The sequence below is a fragment of the Sulfitobacter sp. IGS-18 genome, assembly GCF_059628195.1.
On record NZ_CM184556.1, the window covers coordinates 906140 to 927202 of the forward strand.

Genomic DNA, 21063 nt, shown 5'->3' on the forward strand with positions numbered 1-21063 from the left:
AAAGACATGAGTCGGTGAGGCAGGCGGGGAAGTTGTCCCGAACAAAACGAGTAACAGCAGTAGAGCCGGCGCTCGGCTGGACCTATCTTTCGCGGGAGGCACTTGCCCGCGCTAAGGCTCAGATGGACGAAGAGTCCATGGGGGTGCGCGATGAGATCGGCTTTCTAACGATCCATCAGCGGTATGCCGACCATTTCTTTCCCGGCACGTCGGTTCTGCACACCCGAGCTCGCTACGCGTTGTTCGTGCCTTGGTTGTTCGAGGATCTCGCAGGCAAAGTTGGAGTGGCTGCACAACGTGCCCTGCGTGACGGAGAAACGCGGCTCGCAGGTCGGCTAAAAGACGCTGGCCAGGACCAAGTGATCGGCAGCCGCGTGTACCCCAAGCCCTCCAGCCAGCCGCCGTCAACAGTCTATTGGAACGCCCTTGCGGTTTGGGGAATCTTGCGCCCGCGGCCGGACGGTCGGAAAATTTCCCGTGAGCAGACGCATCGTCTCTTGAAGGCCGCTGCCTCGCCTGCCGACGACGATGGTCAGCCTCTCGTGAGCTTTGAGCCGCCTTTCGTGCCGCTACCCAAACGTCCGGACAATTGGCAGAACGGTGAAATCTTGCTGCATTTGGAGAAAGCAGAGGCTGAGTTCCTGCGCGAGCGTCTGGGGCAACTGCGGAGCAATGGCGACCGTGAGCTGTCGCTGCTTGCAAGGCTGGTCAGATCCAAGGAACCGGCTCCTACCGATATGTGGGATGATGAAACGTACGCCGTCGCCGGTCCCGACAAAGGTCTGCTCGACCGCGCGCGGCAGGCCGGTTGTCTCGCGGGCATCGGTCGCGCCGTCTATGACGCCCTGCTAGAACGGAGCATCGAGATCGACGACAAAAGGCAGATCTCAGCCCGCCACCGCGAACATCTGAATAGTATGCTCACAAAAGAACAGCGGGCAATGGCAGCAGAACTCGATATAGCGTCGCTTGAAACAGACATCGGGCCCCTGCCAGTGAAATTGCTTGCCGTGGTGAAGACGACGAAGGAGTGGATCGCCTCGGGATCAACGGATCCAAAAGCGCTTTTCGAAGTCTATAGGGCCGCCGAAGCGCGAAAGGGGCCCCGCGCGCGGCTGGCTCTGACTCCAAATGGGCGGGCTCGGCGACACGAATGGTCAAGCGACCAGCATGTATTGGCCGGTCCGCTGCATTACAGGTGGCAGCAGGTCCATATGCTTCTCGATGACTTGGCGCGCGCCAGATGACCGGTTCAGTCGAAAGTTGGCCAGCCCTCTCGTTTCTCGAAGGCCTGCGTCCCGGCCCTGATGAGCATGTCGAGTTGGCGTGCCTTGCGTTCTATTCGGCGGACCTTGGATCGATTGGGGCGACTTTGCTGGCCCTCGCGGGCAAGGACAGTGATGGGGGGACAGGCAGCCCATCTGATTTCGCTGATGCAGTCGAGCGCCTGCGCGGCAAAGTCCGGATCATTATCCAGCGCGGTCGGCTTGCAAAGATGCGGCGAACACCGAAAATCGCGGCGGTGCTGGACCAATTCTTGCAGGAAGTCGATTTCGACGAAGCTGAGCATAGCTGGCATCCCAAGGCGGCGCTGATAAAGACGCGAAGCGAGGGCGGTGCGGTTGGCTGGCGGCTCTGGATCGGAAGCCGCAATCTCACCGAATGCGTCAATCGCGACATCGGGCTCTTGCTTGTTTCAGACGCGAAAAGCGGAGGTACAATTTCAGGGGCAGGCGATCTGGCGCGCGCGCTGGCAGAGAAAGCCGAATTGAAAGGGGTCCGGCCAGCTTCCGTTGCAGCAGCAGTCTCCAAGGTCTCATGGCGCGCGCCCGTTGGTGTGCATGTCGAGGAAATTCGATGGTCCACAGGCATAGGAGGTCTGCAAGCCCCAATTATACCGCCGGGGGCCGATGAAATCGTGGTTGTGAGCCCGTTCGTCGACAAGACGTTCCTTTCCGCAAAAGTATTAAAAGGGTCGTCAGGCGCAAAACGCGTGCTGCTAACCACTATGCGAGAGATCGAGCGGATGGGCCCGTCACTCGCCTCTTTCGACGAGTTGCTGGCGTTGGATGCACCGGACTATCCCATCGGCGATCCGGAGTTGAATCAGGCACACGCTGCCCCGACATCCGAGGCGGATGTCGCAGAAGACGAGGAGGAAGAGATCGGCCGCGGTCTCCATGCAAAACTGCTTTTCGTGCGCGAGGGACGCGGACGGACGTTATGGCTTGGAAGCGCTAACGCCACCATGCGGGCCTGGACGGGCCGCAACGCCGAGGTCACCGCCAAACTACATGTCACCGGGGCCGTGGAAAAAGGTCTGATGGCATTGATCAACTCTGCACGGATTGTCGATGCTCCGGCCAACGAATATCAGACAGACGCGACGGCGCTTGAAGAAGAAGCGCTCGAGCGCGCTCGAGCGCAAGTCGCAGCTCGCTGGGCAGGCACGCTCAACATTGACGGTGACGAGATTGGTCTCGTCCATGATAGTGATCGCCACCCAAATGGACCACATCCCGAAGAAGCGGACATCCTTCTCGAAGTCGGCAGCTTGCGCGGCGAGCTCAAAACCTGGCCGCGGGGGCAGGCGGCGGTGATGCTTGGGGCGACACCTCTCGCTGAACGAAGCGAGTTTGTGCGTTTGCGTGTCAGTCGTGGTGAGACAGGACTTTCCTGGCTGCAGCGTGCCCCAACCGAACCGCCTTTCGGCGAAGACCGCGATCGCGCGGCCTTTGTGCGACTTCTAGGTGCCAAGGGCTTCCTTCTATGGGTCGCTGGACTGTTGGCAGATGATGGCCGCGATGGGGACTCGGATTGGACGATTGAGAAGCAAGCGGATCGTGCCACTCCCCGCACAAATCCAGCACTTGATCCCTTGTTGCCCACCCTGGAGGATATGCTCACCGCTTGGTCACGCGATCAAGGCAGGTTTCGCGAGATACGACGCCGTGTGTCGGACTACCTGCCGGCGGTGCTGGAACAGTCTGACCAAGAAGACCCAAAAGCCGCCGAAATGCTCCGCCGCTTCGAGACGCTGTGGTCTAAGCTGCTGATCGGTCTGGGCGAAGAGCGCAAGGGCATGCGTCGATGAGCGATCCCAAGCCCTTCCAGGCAGCAGCTGTCGATGCGGCTCTTGCGGCATTCGGCAAACATGGCGGTCGTCGCCGCTTTTTGGTGGCCGATGAAGTCGGACTGGGAAAGACCGTCGTCGCAAAGGAAGTGACACGCCGAATGTCGGAAGGCGGCAAGCGACCTCTCGTTGTCTATTACATAGCCAACGGCCATGCGGTCTCCCAGCAAAATAAGGAGCGGGTCGTCGGGTTCCTCGAAGAGCAAGCACGTAAGGCGGTTGTAGCGACGCCGGATCGGCTCTCTCTAATGGCAGTCGCGAAGCGGCCCGATCATCCGGTTTCGATCTACGCACTCACTCCCGCAACGTCCTTCCCAGGCGCCCGAGTTCGATTGACCGGCGGAAGAAAAGAAGAGAGAGCATTCATTAAAGTGCTGCTGGATCGAGCCTACCCCGCATTCGCTCGAGATCTCGATCCGGGCGTAATGCGACAGAGAGTTGGCAATTCTTGGGATCGACTCGTTGAAGATGCCGAGAGGAAACTTTCTGCAGCACCACCGAACTTGACGCGGCGGTTTCGAGAGGCGCTGGCGGCGGAATTCGGAAAGCCGGCGCGCGAGAAACTTGAGCAAGCCCTGCATGGTGACCCGCAGCGAAAGATCAAACCTCTCAAGCCAACGACCTTCGTCGGTCGTCTGCGCCGTGCCCTAGCGCTGGCGACCCTCCGTCACCAGCCGCCCGATCTGGTCATTTTGGACGAATTTCAGCGCTACAGGCACCTCCTTGATGACAAGGATGCCGATCCACTCCTGAAGGAGCTGCTCGAGCCGACCGGGTCGGGGGCCAGGCCCGCCATCCTGCTGCTCAGCGCTACCCCTTACCGGCTGCTTAGTATGCGATGGGAGGATTCTCAGGGTGCACTGGCGCAGACCGAGTTGCTGGCATTGATTGAGTTCCTCGCCGGCGGCTCTGTCCGCGACCACGCCAAGACCCTTTTTTCTGAGTTTGGCGCGAAATTGCGAGACATTGCTGTACGTGCGGAGGCACTCGAAAACAGCCTGCAAACTGAGATCCAAGAGGCCAGCAGACTGCGGGATGAACTTCGCTCCTTGCTGACCCCGGTCATGTCGCGGACAGAGCGGGACAGCGTCGCCTCGTTGGATCCGCTGGCTCGAACGCAGTTTCTTGCAGCGGACCCGATCGCAGAGGACTTTCAGGTCTATCGGCACCTTGCCGACAGCTTCCCCGAGGACCTGCGATACGAAGCGTTGCCTTATTGGTCCTCCGTTCCATTGCCCGCGCAGTCCTTGGGGCCGAGATATGCAGCTTGGAAGCGCGCGAACATCAAAGCCGCACCGAAACTCACGAAGATGACAAAGGAGCGCCGCAACAAGCTCGACGCGCCGATGAGCTGGCCTGACGCGAAACTTAGGGCGCTCAGCCTTGCTGCGCCGGCGAAACTTCTTTCCCTGCCATGGGTCGCGCCATCCCTGCCGTGGTGGCCGCTTGCTGGCGGCTGGAAGGGCAATACGAGCGATCCGAAACTTCTGATGTTCAGTCGGTTTCGGGCGACCCCGCCGAGCGTGGCGGCACTTCTGAGTTTCGGCGTCGAAGCGGCGTGCCTTCCCCACCAGCGCGGCGGCTACGAGAAAGCCTATCGGCGTCGACGCTTCAAGCTAACCGCCATGCCAGGACCGGTGATGGCGGCCTTTCATCCGTCTCCGTGGCTCATACGGCACACGGATCCGATTGCTAAGGCAGGCAAAAAGATAGGCGTCGTCCGTAGGCATATAAAGCGGCAGATTCTCGCTTCACTTCCCAAGGGGATCATCGACAAAGACACGGCAAAAGCCCGTCGGCGGCACCGGTCTATCGGCCAAACCTTGGCTGCGATAGAACGGGCTGCGGAGCTGGCAGACCAATCGGCGGATGCCTGGAGCAGTGCCGTCGGTGAGGACCGCGCTGCCCGGTCCGCTGTCCTCAAATGGCGGCAGACGCCGAAGATCGATCGCCTCTCGCCAGCCGAACTCGATGATCTCGTCGACTATGCCATTGGCGCACCGGGCGTGGCGCTTGGCCGGGCGCTGTTTCGGCATGACAAGACCGTTCTTGATCCTGAGCGCTATGGTGAACTCGTTCGATTGAGCTGGCAGGGCTTGCGCGCGTACTTGGACAATCCAGTGATCCTGTCGTCCCTGCCGGGAAGAAGCGCCGTCGACAAGGTGATGGGGGCCGTTGTCGATGGCGGTTTCGAAAGTGTCCTCGATGAGCATTTCTGGCTGCGAGCGCAGAATCTTCCAGATGGTGCGGCGGGCCTTGCCAGAGATTTGCAGTCTGCGCTCGGCCTGCGGGCGGGTAGCTTCAGCTTTCACAGTGTCGGGGGGGCGTCGCAAAAGATACCGGTAAGGTCTCATGTCGCTGTTCCGTTCGGGGATGCCGAGGCGGAACCAACCGGCAAGATGAATGGAGGGCACGCGCCGTCCAGACCCGCGCGACCGGACGAAGTCCGTCGTAGCTTCAACACGCCTTTCTGGCCGCACGTGCTAGCAACGACATCGGTTGGACAGGAAGGTCTGGATTTTCATCCTTGGTGTTCGCATATCGTACATTGGGATTTGTCCTCCAACCCACTTGACCTTGAGCAGCGTGAAGGTCGCATCCAGCGCTTTGCCGGCCTGGCGGTGAGGCGGCGGCTTTCGGTAATGCTCGATGATGAAGCCCTTGAATATGCCGCGGAAAAGGGCGGCTCGCCGTGGCATCACTTGGCGCGCGAGGCGGACAAGCTGGTTGATGCGAGTGGCCTTCGACCCTGGTGGGTGCTTGAAGGCGCGGAGATCCAGCGCCACGTCTTCGAGCGTCCATTTGGCCGCGACATAAGTCGCTTCGCACTGCTGCGCGAGCAGCGCATGATCTATCGCTTAGCGCTGGGTCAGCCGAACCAGGAAGACTTCGTCGAGTTTCTTGCGCGTGGGGGTGACGAGATCCGCCAGATATTGCGCCTGCTTGTGCTAGATCTGTCTGCTATGGGGCTGCGTCTCTCAAGCTTAGGCGAATATAATAGTGGCAACCCTTAGCGGTTCGCCGATCCTGTTGGTAGGACGCCCGGCGATAAGGACTTCGAGGATGGTCTTGAGGTGACGGCCTCCCAAGGCGCGGTAACCATGCTGAGACGGGCAGGGTCTCAAGTAATCCAGCCTGATAGCTTCGGTTTGCTTGTTAAGGGGGGAGGCGACGGTGTTCAAACTATGTGGTTTGAATGGGCACCAATATGACATTGGCTTTCATGTGATATACTAAACTTCAAAGGGTTATATGATCGCAAATGGGCAAACTATGGGTCATCTCAGATGTGATGTGCCACGCGACATGACCTGAGCGTCTCAAAAGGTTATTTTGGCTGAGATGGTGAGAAAGCGGCCCCGGAGCAATCCGGGGCCGATTGCGTATGTGGTGGGGACTGGTGAACGGCGGTCCGTTTCACCCCCGATGTTATCGGTGAATGTCGTATCGCCCCCTTTCGTGACATTGCTGCGCAAAGCGCTGCCGGGCAGTGAATGAACCGTCCATCGCTGATACGGCCTCTCTTCATCCTCTGTCTCCCCGGCTGGAGAACAGGCCAAGCTCAAATCGCGGACCTTTCAGGGGTGCAGGTCATGCGGTATGTGTGTTTACATTCCCAAGCTGATAAAAATCCCAACCGCGAACGCTGAATCCTTATGAAAATCACTGGCGTATCGAAATTTCTGGATGAGTTCGCCTCGCGGGTATCCGCTCTTCCAGCGCCTTATCCGCGTTTTGTTGTCTTTGTTTCTGCGACGGATGGGGACAGTCGGGCGCGGGTCAGGACAATCACGGCTTCATCGCTGGATGAATTGCGCGAAGCGCTGCAGGAAAAAGGCCCTTTGCAGATGCTTGGCGCGCGTCATCTGCGCCTGGACTGGGCGACCTCGGTACAGGCGGTATCCTTTGCCACCTACAAGGCCGCGATGCAGAAGGTGAAACGCAACTACAGCCGCAAGGGGCTGTCTCTGGATGCGGATTTCCAGCATGCGATCACCGAAGGTGAACTGAACGGCAGCGCCTTGCTATATCAGGGCGCGCAGGTCCCGCATTGCGAAATCAACCTCAACAACTTCGGGATCTACTGGAAAAGGCGGTTTGGCAAAACGTTTGAAGTTCCCAAAGAGGCCGACACCGTCCATCTCTTCTCAACTGACGGGATGTTTCGGGACCGCGACAGCGGCGAAATTGTCAGCCTCGAACCGTCCGGGCCGAATGGCGGCCGGCGCATTTTCGACATCATGCAGCCTGCCAATCTCGATTTTCTGATAGATGAGAGCGCCGGATATCTCGCCGCCCAGGTGAACGAAAACGGCATGTTCCATTATGGCAGGCATCCCTGCTTTGACCGTCCGATCAACCACTACAACACATTGCGCCATGCCAGCAGCACCTATGCGCTGTGTGAAGCCTATGAGTTGACGCAGAGAGATGATCTTCGCGCGGCCATTGACCGGTCTTTAAGGCAGATCGCGAAAAACCTTGTCAAATACAGCAAGGGACCGGGCGGCGCTTCTGCCTTTCTGATGGACACGGGCAGGGAAGTTAAACTTGGCGGCAACGCCGTTGCCATTCTGGCGTGCTGCAAGTTTTTCGAGGTGACAGGCGACAGAACCGTTCTTGAGCTGGCGCGTCGGCTGGGCAACGGCATTTTGTCGATGCAACGGGCGGACGGCAGCTTTTGCCACGTATTGGATGCGGACACCCTGACCCCGAAAGAGGACTTTCGCACGGTCTATTATGACGGAGAAGCTGCATTCGGGCTGATGCGGCTTTACGGTGCCACGGGCGATCAGCGCTGGCTGGATGCGACCCGGCGTGCCGTCGATTATTTCATCGACAAGGATTACTGGCAGTACAACGATCACTGGCTGGCCTATTGCGTCAACGAATTGTCGCGTCATTACACCGACCCGAAGTACATCGCTTTCGGCATCCGCAACGTCCGGGACTACCTGCCCTTTATCCGCGAGCGGATCACCACCTTTCCGACCCTGCTGGAACTGTGTTGTGCCACCCGGCTGCTGCTGCAAAGAGCGCTGCAGGACGCATCATTGGCCCCGGTCATCGACGCGCTGGATCTCCATGCGTTTCGCGAAGCGATGGAACATCGGGCGCAATATCTGACCAATGGGTTCTTTTTTCCCGAAGTTGCGATGTATTTCCGGAATCCGGCCTCTGTCACCGGAAGCTTTTTCATTCGCCATCACGGCTTTCGGGTGCGCATCGACGATGTCGAACATTATCTGTCCGGGTTGATCGCATATCGGTCCTATCTGAAAGAGCGGGACGGTTTTATCGCCCTATGCGATCAGCAAAAGCAAAGGCAGCTCGGAAAACCGGCATTGGAGCGCTGAACGCTTTCGGGGACCGCCATAAAGTTCCAACCCTGAGTGCGGGGCAAATGCGCTCTCCCATCGCGACAGCCGGCTGAAATGCAAACAAGCCCCACATGGAATGCGGGGCTTGAGATTGTTTCGTTGTTCTATCGAACCACCGGTTAGACGATGTCGTCTGCTCCACCGCCCAGACCACCGAGCAACCCGCCCAGCATCCCGTCTTCACCGGCTACACCGTCCAGCAGGCCGTCGCCACCGCCGAGCAGGCCGCCAACGAGACCCTCATCGCCGAGGACACCATCCAGCAGACCGCCGTCACCGCCGAGCAGGCCACCAACGATACCCTCGTCACCGAGCACACCATCCAGCAGACCGCCGTCACCGCCGAGCAATCCGCCAACGATACCCTCGTCACCAAGGACACCATCCAGCAGGCCACCGTCGAGAAGGCCGCCATCACTGCCGTCGCCCAGCAGGCCGACACCGGTCAGGTCACCGACCAGCCCATTCTCCCCGGTCACGTCACCCAGCAGGCCCATGTCACCGACAAGATCACCCGCCAGGCCGTCGGACCCGGTCACATCGCCCAGCAGGCCTTCGTTCCCGGTCACGTCACCGAGCAGACCACCGTCGGCGATCACCGGGTCAAGCAGGCCATCTTCGGCACCAATGCCGGCCAGCAGACCACCGTCACCGCCAAGCAGACCGCCAACGATACCCTCGTCGCCGAGCACACCGTCCAGCAGACCACCGTCGCCACCGAGCAGACCACCAACGATGCCTTCGTCCCCGAGCACACCATCGAGCAGACCACCGTCGCCGCCGAGCAGGCCACCAACGATGCCTTCATCGCCGATCACGCCATCCAGGAGACCGCCGTCACCGCCGAGCAGACCGCCAACGATGCCTTCATCGCCGATCACGCCATCCAGGAGACCGCCGTCGCCACCGAGCAGACCCCCAACGATACCTTCGTCGCCGATCACACCGTCCAGCAGACCGCCGTCGCCACCAAGCAAGCCACCAACGATGCCTTCATCGCCGATCACACCGTCCAGCAGACCACCGTCGCCGCCCAGCAGGCCGCCAACGATGCCTTCGTCGCCGATCACGCCGTCCAGCAGACCACCGTCGCCGCCCAGCAGACCACCAACGATGCCATCTTCACCGAGCACGCCGTCCAGCAGGCCGCCGGTTCCGCCATCTCCGTCAGTTGTCCCAAGCAACCCGGTTCCCACCAGATCACCGACCAGGCCATCAGCGCCGGTGAGATCCGACAAGGCACCATCGTTGCCTACCAGATCGCCAAGCAAGCCATCGGAACCCGTGACATCCCCAAGGACGCCGTCGTTTCCGGTGACGGCACCAAGCAATCCATCGTTGCCCACAACACCATCCAGCAGGCCGGTCTCGTCGGAGATTGTGCCGTCACCGACGACCGGTTGGCCCAACAGATCGTTGCCGGCGTCACCCAGGACACCGTCGTCGCCGAGCAGATCTCCAAGCAAACCGTCCGAGCCTGTGACAGCCCCGAGAAGCCCGTCATTTCCGGTCAGGCCCCCGAGAAGACCATCGTCTGAGAGAAGCGGGTCAAGGAAACCTTGTTCGCTATCTGCATCGGCGTCTGCATCCGCGTCTGCATCCGCATCTGCATCAGCGTCTGCATCCGCATCTGCATCCGCATCTGCATCAGCGTCTGCATCAGCGTCAGCATCCGCATCGGCGTCAGCATCCGCATCGGCGTCTGCATCGGCATCTGCATCCGCATCGGCGTCAGCATCTGCATCCGCATCGGCGTCAGCATCCGCGTCTGCATCCGCATCGGCGTCAGCATCGGCGTCCGCATCTGCATCCGCATCGGCGTCGGCATCCGCGTCAGCATCCGCATCCGCGTCGGCATCAGCATCGGCATCCGCGTCCGCATCCGCGTCAGCATCCGCATCAGCATCCGCGTCTGCATCCGCATCCGCGTCGGCATCCGCATCGGCGTCTGCATCCGCATCGGCATCAGCATCCGCGTCGGCATCTGCATCGGCATCCGCATCCGCATCAGCATCGGCGTCTGCGTCTGCATCCGCGTCTGCATCCGCATCCGCATCTGCGTCGGCATCCGCATCTGCGTCGGCATCCGCATCTCCGTCGTCGCTATCGCCGCCACCGGCAGACATTGCCAGCCCCAGGCCCGCCAAACCTGCCGCGACCAGGCCAGCCTGCTCTTCTTCGCTCAGCCCTTCATCCTGCTTACCTTCGATTTCAACATTGGTATCGTCGCCAAGCGTCAGGCTGTGCAGGGACCCGTCCTTTGCAGGCTTGAAGTAATCCTTGATGACAATCGTATCGCCATTTTTCAATTCGACAGTCAGCACATCGCCCTGCCGAGTGTAACGGGCGATGTCCGACTGAAGCGCATCGATTCGAATGTTAATCTCTTGTCCTGCTTGTAAAACAGTGTTGGCCATGGGGCACGTCCTCTCCACACCCCACGCGAGGGTGTCGTAAGTTGCATTCTAAAGAATATAAATCATAACTTAAGTATATATTCAATCGAGAACTCAGGCTCTTGCCGCTCGGATCAGGCTGCATGATTCCCATGGGCACCGAGTGGTTCACGTCGCTCGCGTCGTGTTGGCGATCTTTCAAAATTTCAAAACGAACTGAACGCGGCGACAGCGCGCAGCCCACCACGTTTCACCCAGCCAAAGCAGTCGGTGGTTTCATTTTATCAATGATTTATGAGAGAATAAGCCATGCGCGGCGGTCCAGGGTGCAGCGCCAGCACTGACGCAATGCATTGCGGTAAAAACGAAAAGAGCAGGGCGGCCCCGACCCGGGTGCCCGAAGCTGACCTGAGGATCCTATGATCCTCTTGTCAGGCCTGACGTCACAGCCGCTGCAGCGGCGGGTCAGTCGAGCAGCGCGCCGGGGTTCATGATGTTGTTGGGGTCGATGGCCTGTTTGATCTGGCGCAACACGGTCATCTTGCTCGCGCTTGCGTGTTTCTTCAGGTCATTTCGTTTCAAACGGCCAATCCCGTGTTCCGCGCTGATTGATCCGCCCAGTGACAGGGTCGCCTCGTTGATCGCCTCGCGCACGCGGTTGGCGATGCCGGGATGGGCCTGCAGGAAATCCGACTTGGCCATCCCCTCGGGCGGAAAGACATTGTGATGAATGTTGCCATCGCCGATGTGGCCATAGCTGTTTGTGCGCAGCCCCTGATGCACAGCGGTGACTGCCGCATGGGTCCGGGACACAAAGGCGTCGATCTGGCCGATCGGCACGGCGGTATCGCTGCTGCAGAAGGCGCCGGTCCTGTGGTTGGCCTCGGGCGTATGCTCGCGCAGTGTCCAGAGCGCGTCGCGCTGCGCCTCGGATTCGGCCATCACCACGTCGATGACAAAACCCTGCTCGATACAATCCGCCAGCGCCGCCTCGGTTTCATCACGCAGGCCCCGGTTGCCCGCGGTGTCGATCAGCAGATACCAATCATGGTCCCCGGCAAAGGGTTTCCTCAATGTCTGGAAATGCCTGCACACAAGGCCCACGCCGAACCCGCTCATCAGTTCCATGCCGTTCATGCGGTTGCCGATGGCCCGGCGCAGGGCGCGCAATGTCCGCAGGGCATCCGCCGGTGAGGTGATGGCGCAAAAGGCGGTCACGGCTTCCGGGTCACGCGGCTTCAGCATCAGGCTGGCGGCGGTGATGATGCCCAGGGTGCCCTCGCTGCCAATCAGCAGGTGCCGCAGATCATATCCCGTGTTGTTCTTGCGCAGCGGGCTCAGCTCTTCCAGCACCTCGCCGGAGGGCATCACCGCCTCGATCCCCAGGCAGAGATCGCGGGCATTGCCATGGCGCAGCACCTGTATCCCGCCTGCGTTGGTGGCCAGGTTGCCGCCGATGGTGCAGCTGCCCTTTGACGCCATGCTGAGCGGGAACATAAGGTCGTGCCGCTCGGCCTCTGCATGGATGTTCTCCAGCACGCAGCCCGCCTCGGCCACCATCACGAAATCGTCCGGCGAGACACTGCGCACCCGGTTCATCCGCTCCAGCGACAGGATGATGGCATCGTTGCTGTCGAGCGAAAGCTGCCCGGCCACCACGCCCGTGCCGCCGCCATAGGGGATGATCGCGATGCCGTTTGCATTGCACAGCCGGACGATCTGTGACACCTGCGCCGTCGTCTCGGGCAGGACAACAAGGCAATCCCTGCCGGTGAAGCTGCCGCGCGGGTCTTCGAAGTAACGCGCGGCATCCGCCCCGGACCTGCAGGCGGCATCCCCGACGATGCCCCTGATATCATTCAAAATTCTGTCTTCCGGCGTTTTCAGTGCCACCAACTGCCCGGTACTCCTGTCTTCTGGATCGTGGTACGGGCTCATTCTGTGGCAAAAGCGATCTTTAGCAAGGCAAGATAATTTGCGATTATCTAAGCCATCTCTTTAGGAAATGCCCGCCCGCCAGCGGCCTCGACCGTCCCGATCAGCTCCTCCAGGAACCGCGCCACCAGACGGTATTTCGAGCAATCGGCGCGGCTCAGGATCCCCAGTGTCCGCGAGGGGGCCGTGGGCCCCAGCGCCAGTTTGCGCAGGCTGCCAAAGATCGGGTCCGGCACGCAGAAATCCGGCCCGATGGAGACGCCCAGATCATGCGCCACCATGCTTGCGATGGTGTCGAGCGAGCTCATCTCCATCATGTCGCGCACTTTCAGCTTGCGGCGGGCCAGCCAGTCTTCCGCCATGATCCCAATGGCAGAGAGCGCGCTGTGGCGGATGAAAGGTTTGGTTTCAAGGATGCGCACGGGATCGGTTTCCGTCACCTCGACCGAGGTCAGAAGCACCAGTTTCTCGGCCACGAAAGGGGTCCATGTCATCGTTGCGGGGGTGCGGTTCGGTTCGCTCACCAGCGCGGCATCGACGGTACCGTTCTCCACCATCTCCTGCAGGGCAGGGCTTAACCCCGGCACAACCCGGATGCGCAGGTCGGGGTATTGCCCGATCAGCCCCTTCATCGCCTTGGGGACAAGCCCGCGCAGCGTGGATGGCACCGCCCCCAGCACCATGTCCCCGATCAGGCGCGGGTCACCTGTCAGGTCATCGAGAATCGTCTCATAGGCGGCGACGACCTCCTTGGCCTTGGGCACCATCGCGCGCCCCAGCTGGTTCAGGCGCGGCGACTTCTGCGACCGGTCGAACAGGGCGACGCCAAGGGTCTCTTCCAGCCGCTTCATCTGCTGGCCGACCGCCGCATGGGTGACACAGACGCGGTCTGCCGCTGCGTTGAAACTGCCTTCTTCGGCGACGGCGATCAGGGTTTTGAACAGGACGATGGACACTTGCGCAGCTTTCCCGAAACGTTTGAACAGAGGATTTACTAAAGCATTAATTTACAAATGGGAAAAGAATGTTGGTTTGTTAAAGGTTCTCTTATCGCGCAAGATCGGGAAGTATGAACCTATCCAGGGGGAGGCCTGCACTTGAGCATCGACGCAAAGATCGTCGCCGATCTGGTCAAGAATGACGTGAAACTGGTGACGACAGTTCCCTGCAAGCAGCTTGCAGGGGTGATCGCCGAAGTGGACCGGTCCGAAGACATCTATCACATTCCCGCCAACAAGGAAGACGAGGGGATCGGCATCTGCGCCGGTGCCTTCATGGGGGGCAAACGCGCCGCGATCATCATGCAGAACACCGCCCTGGGTGTGACGGTGAACACGCTGGTCACGCTGACCCAGTTCTACCGGATGCCGCTGCCCATGCTGATTTCCTATCGCGGCGAACTGGGGGAGCCGGTGGCCTGCCAGGTCGAAATGGCGGTGCATACCAAGGCGCTGCTCAATCAGCTTCACATCCCGACCTATCATTTCCATCATGAATCCGACGCGAAGGAACTGGACAAGATCCTGCAGTACACCTTCATGTGCAACAAACCGGTCGCGATCCTGACGGATGCCACTTTCTGGAAAGGGTACTGACATGATCCGATCTGACGTCCTGCGCACGCTGGTCCCGGTGATTTCCGACCATTTCGTGGTCTGCAACATCGGCCTGCCCAGCCAGGAACTGCACATGCTGGATGACCAGCCCACGAACTTCTACATGCTGGGCACGATGGGCCTTGCCTCTTCCATCGGGCTGGGCGTGGCGCTGGCCCAGTCGAAAAAGGTGATCTCGATAGACGGTGACGGTTCCGTGCTGACCAACTTCGGGACGCTGCCGACCATCGCCAACAACGTGGCTGACAATTTCATCCTGCTGATCATCGACAATGGCAGCTACGGCTCCACCGGGGATCAGCCGACCTATGCGGGCATGAAAACCTCGCTGGCCAAGGTGGCCGTGGCCTGCGGCTGCGAGAATGTCATCGAATGTCAGGCCGAGGAATGTGCAGATGTCATGAAAGCCGCGCTGGCCAGCGACAGGATGACCATCATCGTGTGCAAATGCGAAAGCGGGAACATCCCCGTATCGGTCATCACGACCGATCCGGTCGTGATCCGCGACCGGTTCATGAACGCGTTGAAGGAGGCCAACGCGTAATCAAGACGGCGCAAACGCCGATAGCAAGCAGCTCTGGGAGGAACACATGCTGAAAAGAACATTTCTGAAGATGGGCGCAGCCCTTGCCGTGACCGCATCGCTGGCAAGTGGTGCCAGCGCGGCCGAACTCAACGGGCCGGTCAATTATATCATCCCATTCGGACCGGGGGGCGAATCCGACATTTCCGCCCGCTTCCAGCAACCCTTCTTCAAGGACAAGTTCGGCCAGGACCTGGTGATCTCCTACCAGCCCGGCGGCGGCGGTGCGGTGGCCTGGGCCACGCTGAACGGGCTGAGCGATGACGGCCAGACGATCATGGGCGTGAACCTGCCCCATATCATCATCAAGCCGGCACAGAAGGATGTCGGCTTCAAGACCGAGGACCTGAAGGTCTTTCACATGTTCCACTTCACGCCGGATGCGATCATCGTGCGCGCCGACAGCCCCTATATGACGCTGGAAGATCTGGTCGAGGATGCCAGGGCGAACCCGGCGCAGGTCACCATCTCCGGCTCGGGCAAGGCCACGGCCAACCACCTTGCACATATCAAGTTCGACAAGATGGCCGATATCCAGACGACCTATGTGCCGTTCAAGGGCACCGGGGCCGCTGTCACGGCACTTCTGGGCAACCAGGTGAAGGCCGAGTGGGGCTATTCCACCGTGGCCGCGACCCAGGGCGAAGAGGTGCGCATGCTGGCCGTCGCGATGGAGGAGCGTCACCCGCTGTTCCCCGATGTCCCGACCTTCAAGGAACTGGGTTATGACATGGTGGGCGGCGCCTATCGCGGCATCGCGCTGCCGAAATCCGCCAGCGACGAGGTCACAGGCATGTGGTCCGACATGATCGCCGAGATCAACAATGACCCCGCTTTCCGTCAGCAGATGCTGGATAACGGCTTTGCGATGCTGGATGTGGAGGCCGCTGGCATGGAGGATTTCATGGCCGCGCGCAGCGAGGAATACCTCAACGACGCCCGCGAGGCAGGGTTGATCGAATAAGCTGATCCGCGCATAGGCTCCATATCATGGAATTCGGTCATTTCCTGTCCGCCCTGACACCGTTCAACCTGGTTCTGGCGTTGTTCGGTGTGGTGGCGGGCACGATTGTCGGCTCGATCCCGGGCCTTACCGCAACTATGGCGCTGGCCGTGCTGGTGCCGATCACCTTCAGCATGGATCCCGCCTCGGCGCTGATCCTGCTGGGCGCGATCTATACCGGGGCGATCTATGGCGGCGCCTATGCGGCGATCCTGCTGAACACGCCCGGCACGCCCTCTGCCATCGCCACCACCTTTGACGGCTATCCGATGGCGAAACGCGGCGACGGTGACCTTGCGGTCGCCCTTGCCTGCTTTGCCTCCGTTGTCGGCGGGCTCGTGGGGGCCTTCGCGCTGCTGCTTCTGGCGCCGCCCCTGTCCAAGGTGGCGCTGGCCTTCGGGCCGATAGAATATTTCTGGCTGTCGATCTTCGGCCTGTCGCTGATTGCCTCGCTCTCTACCGGCAACCTGATGAAGGGGCTGGCGGGGGGCGCATTCGGCATGCTGCTTTCCACCGTTGGCGTGGCGGAGGTTTCCGCCGATATCCGCCTGACCTTCGGCAGCCAGATGCTGGTCGGCGGCTTTGGCGTGATCGGCGCGCTGATCGGGCTATACTGTATCCCCGTGCTGATCGACCTTGTGGCGACGCCGGACCGGCACCTCAAGGTCGAGGAAGACGTGCGTTCCGTCCGCATCGGAGAGGCGTTCCGCATCGCCACGCGGTCCAAGTTCAACCTGATCAGATCGTCCGTCATCGGCACCCTGATCGGCATCCTGCCCGGCGCGGGTGGGTCCGTTGCCGGTCTTGTCGCCTATTCCGAGGCCAAGCGCAGCGCCAGGCCCGACCAGAAGTTCGGGCAGGGCGAGCCTGACGGCATCCTTGCCACGGAATCCGCCAACAACGCGACCGTGGGTGGGGGTTTCATCCCGACGCTGGTGCTGGGCATCCCCGGCACACCGCCCGATGCCATCGTGCTGGGCGCGCTGCTGGTGCAGGGCGTGCGCACCGGCCCCACGATGTTCAGCCAGAGCGGCTCCATCGTCTATACCTTCATCTACGGGTTGCTGATTGCCACGGTGCTGATGCTGCCCGCGGGCCTGCTGATCGGGCGCTATGCCTACAAGTCGATCGTGAACATTCCCAAGGCCGTCCTCGTGCCGACGGTGGGTTTCATGACGATCATCGGCACCTTCTCCATCCGCAACAGCGTCACGGATGTGATCCTGATGCTGGGCCTCGGTGTCTTCGGCTGGGTCGTCGGGCGCTTCGGCTTTGCAGCCTCGCCCATCGTGCTGGGCCTGATCCTTGGCCCCATCGCCGAACAGGGCTTTGTGCAGGGCTGGACCATCGGCTCGGCCACCGGCAACCTCTTTGGCATGTTCTTCGGGCGGCCCATCTCGCAGGGGATCATCGCCTTCACGCTGCTCAGCCTGTTCCTGCCGCTCTATACCGCGTGGCGGCTGCGTAAGAAACCACAGGAGCAAAGCTGATGCCGGACCAGCAACGCCAGCCGGAAGGCCATGTGGGATCGCTGGTGATTTCCGCGCTCTTCGTGATTATGGGGATCGTCGCACTTTACGACACCACGGGGTATTACGACCGCGACAGCCAGGTCTTTCCACGCACCGTCGCACTCCTGATGATCCTGACGGCGGGGCTGTCCCTCGTCACCCGCTTCCTGCATCCGCGCGAAAGCGGCGGCTTCGGCACCGGCACCTGGTGGCGGCGGGTTCTGCTGATACTGGCCATGTTCGCGGCAAGCCTCGCCATCCCGCATATCGGTTTTCTCGCCAGCGGCGCGATTGCCTTTGCCGGCGGGCTCATCGCGGCAATGCATGACCGGTGGACAGTGATGACAGCGGCGCTCTACGCGGGAAGCGGCGCGGCGGTCATGATCGCTTTCTTCGCGCTCTTTCGTTACGTGCTGCACGTTCCGCTGCCCTGAACGCCGACCTTGTGCGCCAGGCGCGCGCCGAAAGATCCGTGGCGGCGGAGCCTTCGAGATGCGTCTCGATCAGGGTCAGCAGCCCGTCGACGGAAGGGTCCGCGCAGTGATGTCGGGATAGGCTTCGGCGCAGTCCGGACCGGCTTCGGGCGTCAGCGCATGCGCCTTGCAGGGGTTGAAGGCAATGGTGATCCGGTCGCTGTCCGGTCTGCGGTGATCAATGGGCACGGAGACATTGCCGCAGATCACCATCTGGCCGCTGTGAAACGATTGCTGCGCCTTCATGAGTACAGCGAATGCGCCGACTGTCGCGCAGAACACGACAAACACACGCGTCAGGCCAAAGCCGCCCGCACCGCCCCGGTAGCGGGGCAGATCGCATTGCGCCCGCTCGAAACCAAAGAAATCAGGCGATGCTGAAACGGCTTGGTCCGCAAGCATGGGCATAGCTTCGGTCCTTTCGCGCACGACAGCCGTGCTGTTCAAGTCTATGGGACCATTGAAAACCCCTCTATCAGATCTTCGCGCGGGTTATCTGCTTTGCGCAACCGTGAGGCGTTCAGCCGCTGACCCCGGCCTCGCGTTTCGAGCGGCCCGGCGTCACCGAGGGCGGCTTGTGATGGCAGCCCGGTACGCCTGTGCGAAACGGCCAAGGTGGGAAATCCGCAGTCAAGCGCAATCGCCGTGACAGAGCGGCCAGCCCCCGCCAGAAGCCGCGCCCGCGCGCGTTCAAGCCGCATCGCCGTCAGAATTTCCCAGGGGCGCTGACCCGTCGCAACCCTGAAGGCATCCTGAAGACGCCGGGTCGGGACGCCGACAGCCTCGGCGATACCCGGCACCGTGAGCGGATCTTGCACATGGGCGGACATGTATTCCAACGCACGGGCGATCTCTGCGAGACCCCTTGACGGAAGGTGCCAATGGCTCGGTCGCGCGGGGACACCTGCGTCCAGCGGGCAGAGGGGGCAAGCGCCAGCGCCATCCCTTCCTGAATGCCCTGCCGCCGGGAAACGCATGTCGCGGTGTGGCGGCAGGTGTTCTGGCCTGACGGGCTAACGTCCATTCACCAGCGCGAAGGCGCTACAGCGTTTCAACCACCCCGCCGTCAACCCTGAGGCTGGCACCGGTGGTGGCCGAGGCCTGCGGGGCACAGGCGTAGACGATCATATGCGCGACCTCTTCCACGCTGGCCGCGCGGCGGATGATCGAACCTGGCCGGGCCTCCATCGTGAAATCGGCAGCGACCTCTTCGATGGTATGGCCCGTTTGCGCCACGCGTTCGGCCAGCATCTCGCGCAGCCCGTCGCTCAGTGTCGGGCCGGACAGGACCGAATTCACCGTGACGCCAGTTCCGGCAAGGCGTTTGGCCAGCCCGCGCGCCAGTGCCACGTCAGCCGTCTTGCTCACGCCATAGTGGATCATCTCGGCCGGAATGTTGAAGGCGGATTCCGAGCCGAGCATGACGATCCGTCCCCAGCCCTTTGCGACCATGCAAGGGGCCAGGGCACGGCTGAGGCGCATGGCGCTCATCACATTGACCTGCCAGTGCCGCTCCCATTCCGCGTCTTCGGTTTCGAAAAAGTCACATGGCACAAAGATCCCGGCATTGTTGACGAGGATATCGATGTCTCCGGCCGCTGCTGCCAATTCGGCACAGCCCTGCGCCGTGCCCAGATCGGCGGCGATGCCACGTGTGCCGAACGCCGCTGCCAATTCGGCGACCTCCTCCGGGTTCCGGCCATGCAGGATGACATCGGCCCCGGCCTGTGCCAGCGCCTTTGCCGTGGCTTTCCCGATGCCCTTGGTCGAGCCGGTAACGAGGGCGGTCTTGCCGCCAAGATCAATCTTCATTGGTCCAGTCCTTTCAGAAGTGTCTCTGCCACGGCGTCGGCCATGGCCCGGTTGCCCTCCGCCCCCGGATGCAGGTGATCGCCGCTGTCATGGGCCGGGTTCAGGCGCATGTCGTCATCCCTGTCGGCAAGCAATTGGTCGAAATCCACAAGGCCATCGTGAAAATCGGCACCGCGCAGCCACTCGTTCAACGCGCGGCGCAGGGCGTCCTTTTCGGGGCTCCAGTAGCGCGCTTCCATCGGTGTGCCCGGCAGCGCGCCGTCAAAGGGCGGGACAGTGCCGAGGATCAGGCGCATGCCCTGCGCCTGGACGCGGGCCGCGACCTGCAGCAGCCCGGCCTGAAGGCGGTCAAGGCGCATCGGCGGCTCTTCGGGCGCGAATGGCGTGCCGGGCCAGGCGATGTCATTGGTGCCGATCAGCAGCACCAGCGTATCGGCCCCGGGCACCGCCAGCGCGTCGCTCTCAAGCCGGGCCAGCACGCTGCGCCCCATGCCGTCGCTCAGCAGCCGTGCGCCCGAGATCCCCGCATTGACCACGGCAATCCCTCTGGCCGAAAGGGCGCGGGCGAGGAAATCGGGCCAGCGTGCCATGGCATCCATTGGCGCGCCGTTGCCGTCAGTGATTGAATCCCCCATCGCCACGACCACCTGTCGCGCCGGCCGGTCCGACAGCACCGCGCTCAGGGTCAGCCGCGCCGGGATCTCGCTCAGGACCGCCGGGTCGGCGCGGTCGGCATCGACCAGATAGCTGGTCTCGCGGGCGTCCCAGTGAAAATCCTCGGCCACGGCCCCCGGTCCAAAGGTCAATGTGACGGCGATCCGGGCCCCGGCCTCGGCTGGAAAATGCACCGGGTCCGAGACGAATGTTGCCCCCGGCGCGATGAATGTGCCGGGCCTGCCGCCGAAAAGAACGGGCTGCGGTGCATCAACCCTGGCCGCGCCTGCGCTCTGCGCCAGGCTCACGGCGTCGATCGGGAGGGGTTGCGTGCCGTGCAGGTTCGACAACACCAGCCTCAGGTGCGCCGCACCATAGCCAAGCGTCAGCGGCTGGCGGATCGTCGCACCGGCAATGCCGTCCGGCAGGCCGGTCTCAAAGACGGAAGTATCGCGCCAGACCGCTTGCGGGCTGGCCATCCAGGCCGGGGTCCAGCTTTCGGCGAGTGCGGGGGTTGCGAGGCTCATGGTCAGCAGGGTCGCGGTTGCTTGGGAAAGAGTGCGCAT

At 61.6% G+C, this 21063-nt stretch carries 16 protein-coding genes; 9 read left to right on the top strand and 7 right to left on the bottom strand.

The window, feature by feature from the left end; all coding sequences use genetic code 11:
• The first annotated feature begins 32 nt into the window (after positions 1-32).
• The 4 genes from ACWNZ3_RS04445 to ACWNZ3_RS04460 all read left to right on the top strand — a co-directional run bounded on the left by ACWNZ3_RS04445 (position 33) and on the right by ACWNZ3_RS04460 (position 8490).
• Positions 33-1247, top strand: coding sequence for a DUF6361 family protein (locus tag ACWNZ3_RS04445; protein ID WP_496901343.1), 1215 nt, complete (start codon positions 33-35; stop codon positions 1245-1247).
• Complete coding sequence (locus ACWNZ3_RS04450; RefSeq protein WP_496901344.1) at positions 1244-3094, top strand: phospholipase D family protein; 1851 nt, start codon at positions 1244-1246, stop codon at positions 3092-3094. The genes ACWNZ3_RS04445 and ACWNZ3_RS04450 overlap by 4 nt, the downstream gene beginning before the upstream one ends.
• Positions 3091-6147: a helicase-related protein gene (locus tag ACWNZ3_RS04455; RefSeq protein WP_496901345.1), complete on the top strand. Its 3057-nt coding sequence runs from the start codon at positions 3091-3093 to the stop codon at positions 6145-6147. The genes ACWNZ3_RS04450 and ACWNZ3_RS04455 overlap by 4 nt, the downstream gene beginning before the upstream one ends.
• 834 nt (positions 6148-6981) lie before the next feature.
• On the top strand, positions 6982-8490 hold the full coding sequence (locus ACWNZ3_RS04460) for a glycoside hydrolase family protein (protein ID WP_496901346.1): 1509 nt from the start codon (positions 6982-6984) through the stop codon (positions 8488-8490).
• 143 nt (positions 8491-8633) lie between these two features.
• On the opposite strand, the gene ACWNZ3_RS04465 is transcribed toward ACWNZ3_RS04460, so the two are convergent.
• The 3 genes from ACWNZ3_RS04465 to ACWNZ3_RS04475 all read right to left on the bottom strand — a co-directional run bounded on the left by ACWNZ3_RS04465 (position 8634) and on the right by ACWNZ3_RS04475 (position 13801).
• Positions 8634-10931 (bottom strand): BapA prefix-like domain-containing protein, encoded by a 2298-nt coding sequence (locus ACWNZ3_RS04465; RefSeq protein WP_496901347.1) that lies wholly within the window; start codon positions 10929-10931, stop codon positions 8634-8636.
• A gap of 444 nt (positions 10932-11375) precedes the next feature.
• On the bottom strand, positions 11376-12773 hold the full coding sequence (locus ACWNZ3_RS04470; protein WP_496901348.1) for an FAD-binding oxidoreductase: 1398 nt from the start codon (positions 12771-12773) through the stop codon (positions 11376-11378).
• A 122-nt stretch (positions 12774-12895) separates the two neighbouring features.
• Positions 12896-13801 carry a LysR family transcriptional regulator gene (locus ACWNZ3_RS04475; RefSeq protein ID WP_269362414.1) on the bottom strand — a complete coding sequence of 302 codons (906 nt, stop codon included), beginning with the start codon at positions 13799-13801 and terminating at the stop codon, positions 12896-12898.
• A 141-nt stretch (positions 13802-13942) separates the two neighbouring features.
• Here ACWNZ3_RS04475 and comD point away from each other — a divergent pair, with 141 nt between their 5' ends.
• From comD to ACWNZ3_RS04500, 5 genes are read left to right on the top strand one after another with little or no spacing between them, the layout of a single operon-like run.
• On the top strand, positions 13943-14440 hold the full coding sequence (comD, locus tag ACWNZ3_RS04480) for a sulfopyruvate decarboxylase subunit alpha (protein ID WP_496901349.1): 498 nt from the start codon (positions 13943-13945) through the stop codon (positions 14438-14440).
• A 1-nt stretch (position 14441) separates the two neighbouring features.
• Positions 14442-15005 (top strand): sulfopyruvate decarboxylase subunit beta, encoded by a 564-nt coding sequence (gene comE, locus ACWNZ3_RS04485; RefSeq protein WP_274574312.1) that lies wholly within the window; start codon positions 14442-14444, stop codon positions 15003-15005.
• A gap of 46 nt (positions 15006-15051) precedes the next feature.
• Positions 15052-16008 carry a tripartite tricarboxylate transporter substrate binding protein gene (locus tag ACWNZ3_RS04490; protein ID WP_269362411.1) on the top strand — a complete coding sequence of 319 codons (957 nt, stop codon included), beginning with the start codon at positions 15052-15054 and terminating at the stop codon, positions 16006-16008.
• Between the two features lie 26 nt (positions 16009-16034).
• The gene (locus ACWNZ3_RS04495) at positions 16035-17537 is read left to right on the top strand and encodes a tripartite tricarboxylate transporter permease (protein WP_496901350.1); all 1503 of its coding nucleotides are present in this window, start codon (positions 16035-16037) and stop codon (positions 17535-17537) included.
• Entirely contained in the window at positions 17537-17992 is a 456-nt protein-coding gene (locus ACWNZ3_RS04500; RefSeq protein WP_496901351.1) for a tripartite tricarboxylate transporter TctB family protein, read from the top strand. The genes ACWNZ3_RS04495 and ACWNZ3_RS04500 overlap by 1 nt, the downstream gene beginning before the upstream one ends.
• A 75-nt stretch (positions 17993-18067) precedes the next feature.
• Here the strand turns inward: ACWNZ3_RS04500 and ACWNZ3_RS04505 are convergent, their stop codons facing one another.
• The 4 genes from ACWNZ3_RS04505 to ACWNZ3_RS04520 all read right to left on the bottom strand — a co-directional run bounded on the left by ACWNZ3_RS04505 (position 18068) and on the right by ACWNZ3_RS04520 (position 21063).
• Positions 18068-18439, bottom strand: coding sequence for a hypothetical protein (locus tag ACWNZ3_RS04505; protein WP_496901352.1), 372 nt, complete (start codon positions 18437-18439; stop codon positions 18068-18070).
• A gap of 41 nt (positions 18440-18480) precedes the next feature.
• Positions 18481-19008, bottom strand: coding sequence for a helix-turn-helix domain-containing protein (locus tag ACWNZ3_RS04510; RefSeq protein WP_496901353.1), 528 nt, complete (start codon positions 19006-19008; stop codon positions 18481-18483).
• Positions 19009-19072: 64 nt separating this feature from the next.
• A complete protein-coding gene (locus ACWNZ3_RS04515) occupies positions 19073-19843 on the bottom strand; it encodes an SDR family NAD(P)-dependent oxidoreductase (RefSeq protein WP_496901354.1) in 771 nt (256 codons plus the stop codon).
• Complete coding sequence (locus ACWNZ3_RS04520) at positions 19840-21063, bottom strand: SGNH/GDSL hydrolase family protein (protein WP_496901355.1); 1224 nt, start codon at positions 21061-21063, stop codon at positions 19840-19842. Before ACWNZ3_RS04520 ends, ACWNZ3_RS04515 begins: the two co-directional genes overlap by 4 nt.